The sequence below is a fragment of the Bacillus sp. FJAT-53060 genome, assembly GCF_037104745.1.
Taxonomy (GTDB): Bacteria; Bacillota; Bacilli; order Bacillales; family Bacillaceae; genus Bacillus; species Bacillus stratosphericus_B.
This window is the reverse complement of sequence record NZ_JBAWSW010000052.1, coordinates 1-14,465: the sequence shown is the minus strand read 5'-3', so window position 1 is coordinate 14,465 and position 14,465 is coordinate 1. Positions and strand designations below refer to the sequence as shown.

Here is a 14,465-nt window from a genome sequence, read left to right as displayed (position 1 = left end):
TCTCTAATTCGGAAGAGTACTCGGGACCCTTTCCATAGATATATTGTTTTCCAACAGGCTGTTCGAACCTGTGTGTATCCCCAGCCTTATGCCACCTCACCCATGTCTGAACCTGCGTCTTATTCTTGATATTCAATTCCTGCATGATCTCTTTCATAGGTACACCTGCCAATCTCATTTCTACAGCCTTCTGTTTGACTTCAACTGGATAACTCACTCTTGTCCCCATAGAAAAAACACCTCCATGTTTTATTTCGGATCACAACGGTCCGTTTTCAAACTTGAAGGTGTTTTTTATTTGTCTCATCTTAGGGGGTCAGTCCCGACATGAGCGGTTTTTTTAAGGTTCAAACATTTTATGACACCATTCAATCGCTTCTACATAACAGAAATTACCATTTGACATTCATCATCATTTAAAGGAAAGGATAAAGATCCGGCACCGAATCTCATTAAATCCAAGCAGAATAATCGCCTGCCGGATACTTTTAATTTAATCAAGACGTCTCATGCCACCCGAATTCAGAATAATCGATATGAAACCGAAAGTTCACTTTCAATAAAATGTGTCACTGTCTGAATATTCGGCTTCCTTGCCCAGCTCATTTAAAAGCTGACGATACGCATGAAAAATAGTCGATCATGTCGTCCTAAAATGACGTGCGGCTCGCTAAAAAAAGCTTCTAGGGCTTCTTCATATTCTTTCCGGGTTTCCACTTTTTCTACAAGGAAAGTCGATACTTCTTATATGTATTCAAAATGTCTCTTCGTTCTTCCAATGTTGTCTTCATAAAATCAATTTTTCAAATATCAATGCAATAGAGGATTTCATCAAACAACCTGTCACTAAAATTGTTCCATTGAGAAAGAAATCATCCAGTGCAATTGTAGTATATCAAATGATTGCGGTATGGATCATTTGAACCGGTCAAAATAAAAAAGATCACCTGACTTGATGATCTCCTTCTCTACTACAATTAGCTTTCATAAAGCTCTTTTTTGATTTTATTTTTCACATCATGGATGAATTGCATCTTATTATCCCAGCATTTTTGACTCAAATCGACTGGATATTCTTCTGGTTTGCTGATTCGTTTGTACTCCTCCCAGAAAAGTCCGAGACTTTCCTGCACATAGGTTTGAATCGTTTGAATATCGGGATTATCATACACAAGCTTTCCTTGTTCGAAAATTGGGACGTGAAGATCCTTTGCCACAAAGTTTGTGACAAACTTGCTGATAAATGTATGGACGGGATGGAACATTTTCAGCTTATCTTCACTGTGTACATCTTCCGCTTCAAGAGCAATGTAGTCTCCCTCAGAGTGATGATTTAATTGATTAATAATGCGGTACACACGCTTACGGCCTGGTGTTGTCACTTTCTCTGGATTGGATGAAATTTTGATGGTGTCGTTCATTTTGCCGTTTTCTTCTATAGACACAAGCTTATATACTGCACCGAGGGCTGGCTGGTCAAATGCTGTGATCAGTTTCGTTCCAACACCCCACACATCAATTTTTGCGCCTTGTGCTTTTAAATTCATGATGGTATGTTCATCAAGATCGCTTGATGCAATGACTTTTGCTTCATGGAATCCCGCTTCATCCAGCATTGCCCTCGCTTTTTTAGACAAGTATGCAAGATCTCCGCTATCAAGTCTGACACCAATGAAGTTGATTTTGTCTCCGAATTCTTTTGCTACTTTAATCGCATTCGGAATACCTGATCTGACGGTATCATACGTATCCACTAAAAAGACACAGTCTGTATGCGTTTCAGCGTATTTTTTAAATGCGGTATATTCGTCGCGATATGCTTGTACAAGTGCGTGGGCATGTGTCCCTGATACTGGGATATTGAAGCGTTTCCCTGCACGAACATTACTTGTTGCCTGGAATCCACCGATCAGTGCCGCTCTTGCTCCCCACATCGCTGCATCCATTTCATGTGCGCGTCTTGTTCCAAATTCTAATGCTGTCTCATCTTCAATGATTCCCTTGATCCGTGCCGCCTTTGTTGCGATCAGCGTTTGGAAATTCACGATATTGAGCAAGGCCGTTTCAATTAACTGCGCTTCAACAAGCGTTGTCTCGATGCGCATAATTGGTTCATTGGCAAAAACAATTTCTCCTTCCCGCATTGAATGAAGTGTACCTGTAAAGGACAACTGGCTTAAGTATTCAATGAAATCGCTTTTATAACCAAGTTCATCTTTTAAATAAGCAAGATCGCTTTCGGTAAAGGAAAAGTCAGATAAATATTCAATCGCTTTCTCTAAACCAGCAAATACAGCGAAGCCATTGTCAAATGGAAGCTTTCTAAAGAAGAGTTCAAAGACTGCCTTCTTCTCATGAATGCCGTCTCTCCAATACGTTTCTGCCATGTTAATTTGATAAAGATCTGTATGTAGTGATAAACTGTCGTCAATAAACCGATGCTCCAACTTCCATTCTCCTTCCCTTACTTAACCACTTTCGCACCAAGCGTATGCTCAAAGTGAGAAAGCGCCCACTCGTGCCCTACTTCATTGAAACTCGCGACGGCATTCTGATGAATCACAAGCTCAAAGCCTTTATTGTACGCATCAATAGCTGTATGAAGTACACAAATATCGGTACACACTCCGGCTAAATGAAGTTCAGTGATGCCACGCTCGCGCAGTTTCATTTCTAATTGAGTTCCTGCAAAAGCAGAGTATCTTATTTTTTCCATATAGTAGACATGTTTTGCATATTTTGACGTGTGAAATAGTGAACTTAACTTTCCATAAAGTTCAATTCCTTCTGTCCCGCGAATATTATGGGGCGGAAATAACTTTGTCTCTGGATGATAAGGATCTTGTTCTTCATGGTGATCGACCGCAAAGACAACAAAGTGCCCTTCATCGATAAATGAAGAAGTGATCTCTGTGATCTTAGGTTCAATCGCCTGTCCAGGCTTTCCGCATGTTAGTTTTCCATCGTCTGCAACAAAATCAACTGTATAATCAATACAAATCAATGCCTTGCCCATCCGCATCTCCCCCCTATGCTCTTTTGAATCATTATAGCCTAATCATTTCACTAGGGAAACCTATTCAACAGATTCACGAGAAAAAGCTTTTTGAAACAGCTCATCTTCTATATAGATGTGCTCTTGATTGATCGCATCTGGCACCTCTATGACAAGACCAAAAGGAGAGTGTGACTCGTGATGATTCACCACTTTAAAAGAGCAGCCAGCATCATTGGCCATTTTGACATATTGAGAATAAGAAGCATAGGACAATTCACCATTTAAAAGAACCGTAGCTTGTCGATTGGCCTTCAATACTTGCTCTATCTCTTGATACGGTTTATTTCTTGATACCTGTCCCTTTGTCAGGACCAGAAGCGCTCGTTCTCTTAATGAACCGAGAAACATTCTTCGTTCATCGGGTTTTGTTTCAGCGTGTCCAAATATCCCTTGCTGCAAATAAAAATCAACATATTCTTCTTTCATCGCTGCTTTCACTCCTAGTTTCTGAATTTACATTTCTGTAACCCAGTGCACAATTTTTTGTGCGAGCTCACTGGCTTCGTCTGTTTCCACTCTTTCCATTAAGGAATGTTCAAGTGATTGTTCAAGCTGCCTCTTTTCGTCCTCATATGCAATGGAAATGCTCCATTCAATGTCAGGTACAGCGACAAGCGTTTTATATTCTTTTTTATTTTCATGTAAATATACATTGTAGGTTTTTTGTTGGCTGCTTGTGATGTGTGCTTTTCTTATTTTCATTCGACTCTTTTCACACCTCTTTTCTTCTTACTTCCATATCCATTGTACCATAAAAAAAGACAGCTTCTGAAAAGGAGTCCCTTTCAAAGCTGACTATGCATTAAAGCTCTTTTGCTGACCAATCAGGTTTGAATCCCAAACAAACGTGACGTTTGGACTACTGAAGAATTGGACAAAGTCTCCTGCATTATAGGTGCCTGAACCTCCGGCAGAGCGATCGACACTTTTTGGTGAAATGGCAAACACATCACCGAATTGTGCAGCACCGTTTCCAATCACACGCTCAATATGAATAGGCCCAACAATCGCTGGCATCTTTCCACCACCTTTACTCTCCTCATCATATGCCCAGCACAAAAATCCGTGTATATCCAACATATCATCAGCTGCTTTTCTATGCATTAAATGATTGAGGCTGGTTAAACAGTGAAAAGTCCCATAGCATGGTGGCATTTGGATTACTTGTGAGGGACATATAATCACCTGAATTAAAGGCTCCTGCACCGCCGCTAGAGTGATTGACGGCCAAAGGAGCGATGGCCAGAACATCACCGAAAGTAGCGGCACCGTTCCCGTCTAATATCTCAATATGAATGGGTCCAACAATCGCAGGCATCTTGCTTTCCTCCCTATCTGCTTATGTGAGCCATCTTATGCAAAAAGGGAAAAGTTGTGCGTCTGCCCTAAACGTTTAAATGCTGTTCTTTTCGAGAACGTTGACGAAGCTGAATCAATCTCACAATATTTAGTGTAATGGCTTTGAGCAACGCATAAACAGGGACAGCAAAGATCATGCCAAGTATTCCGCCAAAGCTCCCTGCGCCAATTAATAGCAGGATAATAGTCAATGGATGTGTGTTGAGACGCTTCCCAATGATTAATGGAGAAATCACGTTTCCATCAATTTGCTGGACGACAAGAATCACAATCACTGTCACAACCGCTTTTCCAGGCGAATCAAGAAAGGCAATGAGCACAGCCGGCGCTGCGCCAAGATAAGGCCCAAGATACGGAATGACGTTTGTAATAGCAATGATAATGCCAAGAATGAGCGCATATTTCACACCAATTAATAAATATCCGATAAAGCAAGCGACTCCAACAAATAAACATACAACAATTTGCCCCTGTATGTAAGCAGCAAGCGTGTCGTTTAATTCTTTGAAGATCTTCAGTCCTTCCTTGCGGTAAGACATTGGCAAGAACTGAACAAGCTTGTCCGGAAACTTATGCCCGTCTTTTAGCATATAAAATAAAATAAATGGAACCGTGATCACTACAAGTGCAATATTCGTAATCACGCCAAACACAGCAGACATACTTGATGCAATATTTTCTGGTAAATCTTTTAATGTCGAAACGATCGTCTGTTCAAATTTGGAGACAGACACATAATCTTGGTTCATCATCCAATTAAATGTTTTAGAATGCGAGAAGTCGTTAATAAACTTTTGCATGTCCGTCACATAACCAGGGAAGCTTTTGACCAGTCCACCCACCTGCATGACAATGACAGGTCCAGCAACATTGACAATGAAGGTGATGAGTCCGATGAATAGAAGATAAATGATCAGAATGGCGAGTGACCTAGGAATCTTCTTGGACAGGATTCGCACAATTGGATTAAAGATAAAAAAGAGAATCCCTGCCAGCAAGATGGGGACAAACAGTGTTGACGCAAATAAAATAATCGGCCGAAACAAAAACGAAACCTTTGTTGATACATACACAATGAGTAAAACAAGTAGTATTTGGAATGTCCAAAAATGGACTTTAGATTTTAACAAATATGCTCCTCCTATTACGTATTGTTCTTATTAAAAACTACTATTCCCCCCACCTTCTGTCAACTGCTTATCGTTTTAGAACCATATTTTTTGAAAAATAAAGAACAATTGGTATATCAAGCACTTTTTCCAGATATACATTCTGTAAGCATGAAAAAAGCAGATACTAATGCATCTGCTTTTTACACTCTTTCACTGTGATCAGGCATCACCGACACGATTTGCTGGATTCTCACATAAAACACTGATTTTGCCCCCGCTTCAATCACAATATGATCCGGCATGACTTCCTTCAATTTTCCACGTACTGTATCTTTCACTGTTTGAACAATCAACCTCATACCGACCACTTTCTGCAATGTTTGATAAACATATGGATCAACTAATGAAACAAGCTGTGGACTTCCTTGTTGTGCCATCCTATCTGCCCCTTTACTTGTGTATTTACCCACAGCGTATGCAATGACCCATGTGAATGTCAATCGGCAAACCTAAAACATTAGTACTACATTTTTACAAATTGTATGTTTTTACTTTTTTTAGAAGTATAATAGATTGGTGCTGCCAACAACTTAAATTATTTGAAGAGGTGAATGATCTTGAAAAAATTAATCTGTATCGTTACTGTTATGCTCTTTCTATCCTCTGCAAGTTATGCGTATGCAGGCACAATTGGAGATGAACCTGGAACACCAGGCAAGTGGTTTAAAGGGGAAGAGCCGGTTCAAAAAGACGAGGCAAAACCCCCACTTGTTTTTGTTCATGGCATTAACGGCTCCTCCTCCACATGGTTTGATCGAAACGATATGGCAAAACAGGCTGTTCTGAATGGATACGAAAGCGCATTCATAGATTTGTATCCAGATCAGGACATGAAAAAGAATGGTAAACTATTAGCCGAAAAGCTAAAAGAGATTTATGATATTTTCGGAAGAAAACTCATTATAATCGGTTATAGTAAAGGCGGGGTGGATACACAATCTGCACTTGTCTATTACAACGCCCATCCATATGTAGATAAAGTCATCACACTCGGGTCTCCTCATTACGGAACGCCGTTAGCCGATTTAGCGTATAGCAAAGTCGGTAGTTGGCTTGCGCAAATTCTTGGACAAAAAAGCCACGCGCTCTATTCTTTACAAACGGGTCCCATGGCCGCTTTTCGAAGTGAAACCGACCGGCTAGAGACGTTCCCAAATAAATATGTCACCTATTCTGGTTCAGAATGGGGAACTTTTGGCAGTGTATTGTATTTAGGCGGCATGTACTTAAAGAGCTTTGGTGCAAACGACGGCGCCGTCACGGTCAGCAGCACAAGGTTATCGTATGCAAACAATATCTTAACGGGAAAATGGGATCACTTTTCGATCAAAAACGGCACAATCATGTTCCCAGTGTTCAAAAACCATCTACTAGCAAACATCGCAAATACTGAAAATGAAGATGACCCGAAACAACATGATCCAGCCTCTACTGAGCTGAATACAGACGTTTATGTAAAAGGCGGGGAAAATGAAAAGGATAAAACAGAGGAGTTCTATGTAGAGGAAGGAACGAATGGCTTATCGATTCAGTGGTTAAATACAAGGCAAGAAGCAAAGCTGGAAATTGTCTCCCCAACTGGAGATGTCTTAACAAAACTTAAGACAACGGAAGCATCATTCCCATATGAAGGCGCATATTCACACCATGTGCAAATCAATAAACCCGTTCCTGGAAAATGGACGATTCGATCAAATTCAGGAAAAAAGGCTCCTTATTTACTGCTTGTTTCCTATGATTCACCATTAAATGAAGAAATTAAAGTGGCAGCAGCGAAATCAGGAGATGCATCAACACATTCTAGCAGTCTGATCAAACAATTAAGCAAAAAAGTAGAAACCATTTACTTTAAAGATGCAAAAAAAGATCATCCACTGAAAACGACGAGTTCTTCATCAGATGTTCAATTGAACAAAGAAGGTGCTTATTCGGTCACGGTGCATTACACAGGACTCACTGCGTCAGGAACATCTGCGTTTAACCGAACCGTTATTCGCACATTGTATGTGGATCAGCATGGAACGATTCATGGAGACATTCCCTACTAAACAGAGCGTTTCATCGGCTGAAGTGCCTGCTGCACTTTCTGATCCAATTCAGCAATTTTTTTCATTGCCAATGATTCATCTATTTGTCTGTAGTGATGGTGTCCGCCAGGCTCTTCATCCATTTCATCTGCTTTCTTCACAATTTGCTGGAGTGTGTTCTTATGCAGGTCGCCCTCTGGCAAATAAGAATCTGTGTGAAGCAGAATCGCAAGCGCAATATCTTTGGCTGCTTTTGGTTCCTCACTGAGTCGTATGAGCAGCTTGTGTGCCCGCTCTGCACCTTTAATCGCATGAATATCATTTCGTCTATATGTCTCGTAATCCCATTCTCCACCTGCTGTATACCATTCATAGTGACCAATGTCATGCAAGAGTGCTGCTTTCACAGCAAGGTCTGGGTTAATTCCTGCTTGCATCGCCAGTTTGAATGCATGATAAGCACAAGCAATTGCATGGGCTTTTCCTGAACGATTTAAATATTTTTGAGCGACTGGATGGGTATAAACATCCATTAATGTAACCTTTCTCATGGAAACCCCTCCTTATCTATATTTTAAGCATCCTAACATATTCTGAAAAGAAACTCAAATGTTCTGTCATACTTCATATGAGTTGCAAAATTAGCTTATGCCACGTAAGCTGTCTTTGCTTGTACAATACGAAAAAAGCAGTCATTATAACTGCTTTAGATTGTTGACAAAAGGGCTAAAATGAGCTTTATTTTAGCCCCTTGTCTTCTTTTCAGCGTGATTGAAAACCTTTGAAGTCTAGGAAGGACGAGTACTGGAGCGGAGCACCAGCTGGATCATCTGCTAAAAGATCGAGCCAATTACCAGCCACTGCATCTGGACTCTTCAGCGTGCCTGTTTCATATAATTTCTGAAAACATTCAATTTGTTCGAAATCCTGTTTTGATGACTTTCTAATCTCTTCCTGCATATCTGTATCAATCGTGCCGGGTGAAAAGGAAAAAGTCGTGTTCGGGTGTGCCTCGTCTTGCTGTTCCTCATGTAAAGTCCTCATAAACATATCAAGCCCTGCCTTTGTGCTAAAGTATCACTCCATCCTTTGTATGGATTTTTGGCCGCTCTAGAAGAAAGATGAACGATCGTTTTCTTCCCTTTGAATGATTGAGTCTGTTCGGCAAATACATGACTCAGAAAAACCGGAATAACAAGGTTTAACATATAATGCTGATGAAGTGTATCCTGTCCGCATCCATTAGCTCTTCCCTTTTCACCGCTAACTTTGCCAGCAAGGCTGTCATCTTATTTTTATAGTCTTTCAAGTATTGAGCTTCAAACTCTTTAATCAGCTCTTCTTGAGACGCTTTCACAAGGTGAGTTAATCCAGTTGATTGCACGGGAATTGCATCTTCTCTCTATTTCTGAACAGATTGAATGGCACCATCAGTTGTTTTTCGCTCTTAATCTAGTATTTAACAGTTTTTCGGTCATATATTCTTAATAAGTGCACGCACGCTAATTTATTTTTTACTACGTTATGATTGTACTATTAGTATTCATTCATAACCAATGTGCTCAGATCTAAAGTTTTCTGTTTTTTAAAGTTTATGACATTTTGTTATTGATTTACGAGCCTGATTCTCTTCATAATGTAAGTACGTGAAATATTCGAAAAAGCAGGGGTTTTTTATGACAAAAAAGATAGATCCGTTTAAGTATAGTCTTGATCGTTTAGAGGATGTGGCAGATCAAATTAGTGATGTGCTCAATTGCCCTATTACTATAGAAGATACTCATCATCGATTAATAGCATATAGTACACACAATGATTTCACTGATCCCGCTAGAACTTCTACCATTATCTCCCGCCGTGTACCGGAAAAAGTCATTAATCGCCTTTGGAAGGACGGCATTATTCCTACACTCCTTAAAACAGGGGAACCGCTTCGTGTACCCCAAATTGCCGAAGTGGGTCTTTCTAGCAGAGTCGCCATTTCGATCTGGAAGGACAAAGAGGTGCTTGGATTTATCTGGGCTATTGAATCAACGCAGCCTTTTTCAGAAGAAGACATGGACCTTCTCAAGATGGCCGCACATGCCGTTAAAAACAAATTGCTCAATTTACAAATTCGAAAAACGAAAACAGAAGAACGCAATCAGGAGCTTTTTTGGAAGATGCTCACAGGTCATATTCACGAAAAGGGTGAGATGCTTGACCTATTTTTGAGACTTGGCATGAGATGCCCGGATACGTATGCCATTATCATCTTTCGTCTTCGCGACGAACTCACAGAGGAGACGGAAAAAAAGCTTTCCTATCTGCTTGAAACAACGCAGCAAGTGCAGGTGCTATTAACGACTGTTGATTTTCACGAATTGATTATTCTTGTCGCACCTAAAACGGAGCACCCGCTTCAGGATATTAAACAATTCACAAGCGGCATGCTTCAGCAACTGTCTGACCGCTATCATATCCATCACGTTCAGGCGGCCATTGGCGGAATTTATGATCATATCACTCATATTCAGCCCTCCTATAAAGAAGCACTTGCTGTATTAAAAACAAAAGAACGCTTCCCTGTTGAAACGGAACGGTTAAACAGTTTTTCTGAACTTGGCATTTATCAATATTTAGATGTGCTTGCTGAAAAACGAAAGAGCTCGTCTTATTCCAGTTACTCGTTATCAAAGCTGGAGGATTACGACCTAAGGCATCATTCTAACCTAGTCGAGACCCTTGAACGGTTTATTGATTGTGACAGCAATGCCAATGTTGCCGCAAAGCAGTTAAACATTCATATCAACACCTTGAATTACAGACTGAAGCGGATTACAGACATTGCAGAAATAGATTTAAAAAACATGAATGAGAAAATGACCATTTATCTTGATATGAAGCTAAAAAACGTCTATTTGTGAAATTTCACAAAGAGGCGTTTTTTTATTTTTTGTTTCAACCGAAGAATTTTCTAAACTTTCAGGATACACTATACATACAATATCAATAGACAAACATAGGAGGAAATAAATATGATCATCGGCATTCCGAAGGAGATAAAGAACAATGAAAACCGAGTGGCATTAACACCAGGAGCAGCTTCTCAATTGCTTTCTGCTGGACACCAGATTTTAATTGAAACAAACGCTGGTTCTGGAAGCGGATTCACTGATGACGATTATGTATCTGTTGGTGCAGAGATTCTTGATCAGGCAAAAGATGTGTGGTCATCTTCTGATATGATTATGAAGGTTAAAGAACCATTATCTGAAGAGTATCCGTATTTCAGAGAAGGTCTCATCTTATTTACGTACCTGCATCTCGCAGCAGAGCCCTCCTTGGCTGAAGCATTAAAACAAAAAGGCGTCACAGCCATTGCTTATGAAACGGTAACAGACGGGAAATCCCTTCCCCTGTTAACACCTATGTCAGAAGTGGCAGGCAGAATGGCCGCTCAAATCGGTGCACAATTTTTAGAAAAGACAAAAGGCGGAAAAGGCATTTTGCTCGCAGGCGTGCCAGGGGTATCAAGGGGAAAAGTGACCATTATAGGTGGCGGTGTTGTTGGAACAAATGCAGCGAAAATGGCTATCGGACTTGGCGCAGATGTAACTCTCATTGATTTAAATGCGGAACGATTGCGTCAACTTGACGATCAGTTTGGTCATCAAATGAAAACGTTAATGTCTAACCCCGTCAACATTGCAGATTCAGTCAGTGAGGCAGACCTTCTCATTTGCGCCGTTCTTATCCCAGGGGCAAAAGCACCAACCCTTGTGACAGAAGAAATGGTGAAACAAATGAAGCCTGGTTCCGTCATTGTCGATGTAGCCATTGATCAAGGTGGCATTGTGGAAACAGTTGACCATATCACAACACATGATCAGCCCACTTATAAAAAACACGGCATTTTACATTATGCCGTCGCCAATATGCCAGGTGCGGTTCCGAGAACATCAACTGTTGCTTTAACAAATGTCACCGTTCCTTACGCACTGCAAATTGCAAATAAAGGCGCTGCAAAAGCCATCAAAGAAAACAACGCCATCGCAGAAGGGGTCAATGTCATGAACGGACATATCACATATGAAGCCGTCGCTCGTGATCTAGGCTATGATTACGTGCCTGTAAGTAAAGCAATTGATACGTCTTTTATGACAGAAGCTTAATATGCCACCCGCCCTTTACATGGGCGGGTTTTATTGTTAACCAAAAAATAATAAAGGTTGACAAAAGTTTCTCTTCCCCTTAATCTATTTGTACAGTTAAGACAGGGGGAAACATCATGCAAAAGAAGACAAGAACTGCTGACTTTGTGCTAGTCGGAATGTTTGCCGCACTAATGGCTATAGGTGCAAATATCACATCGATCGTGCCGTTTTTACAGGTCGGCGGAATTCCACTCACGATGCAGCCGTTTTTTTGTGTCCTTGCTGGTCTTTTGCTTGGCAGACGGCTTGGCGCATTAGCCATGATTGTATATGCCTTAGTTGGGATTGCTGGAGCACCTGTATTCGCACAATTTTCAGCAGGGTTTGGTGTCATTTTAGGCAAAAGCGGCGGCTTTGTGTTATCGTACATTCCTGCTGCCTGGCTTGCCGGATTCATTCTAGAAAAAAGAAAACACCCTGGCTTTGGCCACTTTTTGCTTGCAGCCATTGCTGGAACGACCGTGATGTATGTGATCGGGACAACCTATATGTACATCGCGTTAAATGTTTGGCTGAATGCACCGATTTCTTATCAAACAACGTGGTTCTTCATGATCTGGTTTATGGTAAAAGATTATGCTTTCACCATTTTACTTGCAATGCTGGCACCTAAAATTTATCGCTCTGTTTCAAAAGCCACATCTTTTCGAAAAGAACAAACTGCTTCCTAAATATCAAAAAAGGCTAAAATGATCTATATTTTAGCCTTTTGTTTCTTTTCAGCGTAAAACATTTCATGTTACAGGATAATCGCCGCAAGCCAGCCGAACAGGACAAGCGGAACATTATAAAAGGCGAATGTCGGCACACATGTACCCCAAATGTGGTGATGCTGTCCATCCATATTCAGGCCAGATGTCGGTCCAAGGGTACTGTCACTTGCAGGTGAACCTGCATCACCTACAGCGGCAGCTGAACCAATGATTGCAATAGTTGCCAGTGGACTAAAGCCTAAGTGCATGCAAAGCGGAACAAAGATGGTTGTAATAATTGGAATAGTGGCAAACGATGATCCAATGCCCATTGTCACTAGCATACCAACCAATAGCATCAAAATCGCTGCTACACTTTGGCTGTTTCCGATGAGCTGAGAAGATGCTTTGACTAGTTCTTCAATATCCCCTGTTTTCGTTAATACGTTGGCAAATCCAGCGGCTACAAGCATCACAAAACCGATAAATGCCATCATATTCATCCCAGAGGTAACGAGCGCATCAGCTTCATCCCGTTTCATCATGCCTGTGACAAACAGGACAAGAAGTCCTGCCAGTGCGCCGAAGATCATTCCTTCTACTCCAAGGCTTTGAGATAAATAGAGTTGAACGATTAGTGATACAAGGATAGCAAGAACAGCAAAGAACAAGCTCTTTTTCGTATAAGCTGATTTTTCTACATCCGTTATATCACGATTCTCATATACTTTTGGCTTGCGATACACAAAAAGTGAAACAAGCAGCCCGAGGACCATGCCTCCTACAGGAATGAGCATCGCAAATGGAATATCTGCTAATTGAACTGTCAGTCCAGCCTCTTTCATGTTATCGCGAAGTATCCCCTGAAAGATTTGCCCAAAGCCGACTGGAAGTAAAATATATGGTGCAGTGAGTCCAAAAGTCATCACACATGCTAACAGTCTGCGGTCAATTTGAAGTTCATTAAAAACTTTTAATAACGGCGGGATTAAAACTGGAATAAAAGCAATATGAACAGGAACGACGTTTTGTGAAAAACACGATACGATCAAAATAACCAGAATGATGAGCACTTTTGATAATGTTTTTCTTCTTGAATCGCCATCTTTTCCTAGAAGCTTCACTGCTCCTTCAACCATGGCATCTGGAAGACCTGTTTTCGTCAGCGCAGCAGCAAATGCACCTAAGAGCGCATAACTAATCGCAACTGTCGCATTTCCGCCGAGTCCGTCAGTAAAGGCTTCAACCGTTCCTCCAAGACCTAATCCGCCTACAAGGCCACCCGCTAAAGCGCCAAGTGCTAGCGCAATGACTACATTGACCCGTAGCAGGCTTAATATCAACATTAAAACAACTGCTATCACAACTGCATTCATGATGAAACCTCCAAAATCCTTTAGTTTACTAATGTAGTAGATAATTAAAGTACTAACGTATGTTACCACAGAAAATTTTTCTCGTCAAATAGCGTATGTCCAATAAAAAAGCTCCGCCATCTGGGACTGACCCCCGTTTTTGAGACAGGGATCAAAACACCTTTATACAGCCAATTGCCGATAGTTTAGATGTATACACAGAACCTTGATCGCTATGTAACACGCAGTTCTTAGGCAGTGCTGGGAGCTGATCAAGTGTTTTTAAGATAAAGTCTGTGTCCTGCTTATCACCAATATTAAAAGCAATCACTTCTCCATTATATAAATCCAATATACTGGAAAGGTACAATTGTTTCTGTCCATAAGGCAAATATGTGATGTCCGTTACTAGTTTTTCAAGAGGACGATCAGATTGAAAGTTCCGATCCAGTATGTTACCGGCCACGGCATAGGGTTGTCCATTCTTCTTACGCTTTTTCATTTTAACACGGCATTGCCACTGGTTTTTCTGCATGATACGTTGAACAGTTTTATGGTTAATACGCATTCTCCTTTTTAGTATGGCTGTGATTTTTCGATATCCAT

Annotated in this window: 17 protein-coding genes and 1 pseudogene; 4 read left to right on the top strand and 14 right to left on the bottom strand. The window is 40.8% G+C overall.

What is annotated here, in order from left to right:
* From WAX46_RS14280 to WAX46_RS14240, 9 genes are all read right to left on the bottom strand, one after another.
* Nucleotides 1–229: helix-turn-helix domain-containing protein (locus WAX46_RS14280; protein ID WP_336493650.1), on the bottom strand; the 229-nt coding region annotated here is incomplete at its 3' end.
* 748 nt (nt 230–977) lie between these two features.
* On the bottom strand, nt 978–2,447 hold the full coding sequence (locus tag WAX46_RS14275) for a nicotinate phosphoribosyltransferase (RefSeq protein WP_226567439.1): 1,470 nt from the start codon (nt 2,445–2,447) through the stop codon (nt 978–980).
* A 17-nt stretch (nt 2,448–2,464) separates the two neighbouring features.
* Nucleotides 2,465–3,016: a cysteine hydrolase family protein gene (locus WAX46_RS14270; protein WP_226567440.1), complete on the bottom strand. Its 552-nt coding sequence runs from the start codon at nt 3,014–3,016 to the stop codon at nt 2,465–2,467.
* Between the two features lie 60 nt (nt 3,017–3,076).
* Nucleotides 3,077–3,484, bottom strand: a complete 408-nt coding sequence (locus WAX46_RS14265; protein WP_226567442.1) for a YueI family protein — start codon at nt 3,482–3,484, stop codon at nt 3,077–3,079.
* Nucleotides 3,485–3,511: 27 nt separating this feature from the next.
* Complete coding sequence (locus tag WAX46_RS14260) at nt 3,512–3,760, bottom strand: YueH family protein (protein WP_226567443.1); 249 nt, start codon at nt 3,758–3,760, stop codon at nt 3,512–3,514.
* A gap of 93 nt (nt 3,761–3,853) precedes the next feature.
* Nucleotides 3,854–4,075 carry a spore germination protein gene (locus WAX46_RS14255; RefSeq protein ID WP_226567444.1) on the bottom strand — a complete coding sequence of 74 codons (222 nt, stop codon included), beginning with the start codon at nt 4,073–4,075 and terminating at the stop codon, nt 3,854–3,856.
* 79 nt (nt 4,076–4,154) lie between these two features.
* The gene (locus WAX46_RS14250; RefSeq protein ID WP_226567445.1) at nt 4,155–4,376 is read right to left on the bottom strand and encodes a spore germination protein; all 222 of its coding nucleotides are present in this window, start codon (nt 4,374–4,376) and stop codon (nt 4,155–4,157) included.
* 67 nt (nt 4,377–4,443) lie between these two features.
* The gene (locus WAX46_RS14245) at nt 4,444–5,547 is read right to left on the bottom strand and encodes an AI-2E family transporter (protein WP_336494236.1); all 1,104 of its coding nucleotides are present in this window, start codon (nt 5,545–5,547) and stop codon (nt 4,444–4,446) included.
* Nucleotides 5,548–5,729: 182 nt separating this feature from the next.
* Nucleotides 5,730–5,966, bottom strand: a complete 237-nt coding sequence (locus tag WAX46_RS14240; RefSeq protein WP_003213721.1) for a YuzF family protein — start codon at nt 5,964–5,966, stop codon at nt 5,730–5,732.
* A gap of 174 nt (nt 5,967–6,140) precedes the next feature.
* On the opposite strand from WAX46_RS14240, the gene WAX46_RS14235 reads away from it, so the two are divergent.
* Nucleotides 6,141–7,637, top strand: coding sequence for an esterase/lipase family protein (locus WAX46_RS14235; RefSeq protein ID WP_226567447.1), 1,497 nt, complete (start codon nt 6,141–6,143; stop codon nt 7,635–7,637).
* Here the strand turns inward: WAX46_RS14235 and WAX46_RS14230 are convergent.
* The 3 genes from WAX46_RS14230 to WAX46_RS14220 all read right to left on the bottom strand — a co-directional run bounded on the left by WAX46_RS14230 (nt 7,634) and on the right by WAX46_RS14220 (nt 9,000).
* A complete protein-coding gene (locus tag WAX46_RS14230; RefSeq protein ID WP_226567448.1) occupies nt 7,634–8,167 on the bottom strand; it encodes an HD domain-containing protein in 534 nt (177 codons plus the stop codon). The genes WAX46_RS14235 and WAX46_RS14230 overlap by 4 nt on opposite strands.
* A gap of 211 nt (nt 8,168–8,378) precedes the next feature.
* The gene (locus WAX46_RS14225) at nt 8,379–8,666 is read right to left on the bottom strand and encodes a hypothetical protein (protein WP_226567450.1); all 288 of its coding nucleotides are present in this window, start codon (nt 8,664–8,666) and stop codon (nt 8,379–8,381) included.
* Between the two features lie 151 nt (nt 8,667–8,817).
* Nucleotides 8,818–9,000, bottom strand: coding sequence for a hypothetical protein (locus WAX46_RS14220; protein ID WP_226567452.1), 183 nt, complete (start codon nt 8,998–9,000; stop codon nt 8,818–8,820).
* Nucleotides 9,001–9,292: 292 nt separating this feature from the next.
* Between WAX46_RS14220 and WAX46_RS14215 the strand changes: the two genes are divergently transcribed.
* The 3 genes from WAX46_RS14215 to WAX46_RS14205 all read left to right on the top strand — a co-directional run bounded on the left by WAX46_RS14215 (nt 9,293) and on the right by WAX46_RS14205 (nt 12,483).
* Nucleotides 9,293–10,522, top strand: a complete 1,230-nt coding sequence (locus tag WAX46_RS14215; RefSeq protein WP_336494235.1) for a PucR family transcriptional regulator — start codon at nt 9,293–9,295, stop codon at nt 10,520–10,522.
* Between the two features lie 111 nt (nt 10,523–10,633).
* Entirely contained in the window at nt 10,634–11,770 is a 1,137-nt protein-coding gene (gene ald, locus WAX46_RS14210) for an alanine dehydrogenase (protein ID WP_226567455.1), read from the top strand.
* Nucleotides 11,771–11,886: 116 nt separating this feature from the next.
* Complete coding sequence (locus WAX46_RS14205) at nt 11,887–12,483, top strand: biotin transporter BioY (RefSeq protein WP_226567456.1); 597 nt, start codon at nt 11,887–11,889, stop codon at nt 12,481–12,483.
* Nucleotides 12,484–12,551: 68 nt separating this feature from the next.
* Here WAX46_RS14205 and WAX46_RS14200 read toward each other — a convergent pair whose 3' ends face one another.
* On the bottom strand, nt 12,552–13,880 hold the full coding sequence (locus WAX46_RS14200; protein WP_226567458.1) for a Na+/H+ antiporter family protein: 1,329 nt from the start codon (nt 13,878–13,880) through the stop codon (nt 12,552–12,554).
* Nucleotides 13,881–14,067: 187 nt separating this feature from the next.
* Nucleotides 14,068–14,465 (bottom strand): annotated as a pseudogene (locus WAX46_RS14195) (DDE-type integrase/transposase/recombinase); the annotation flags it as partial.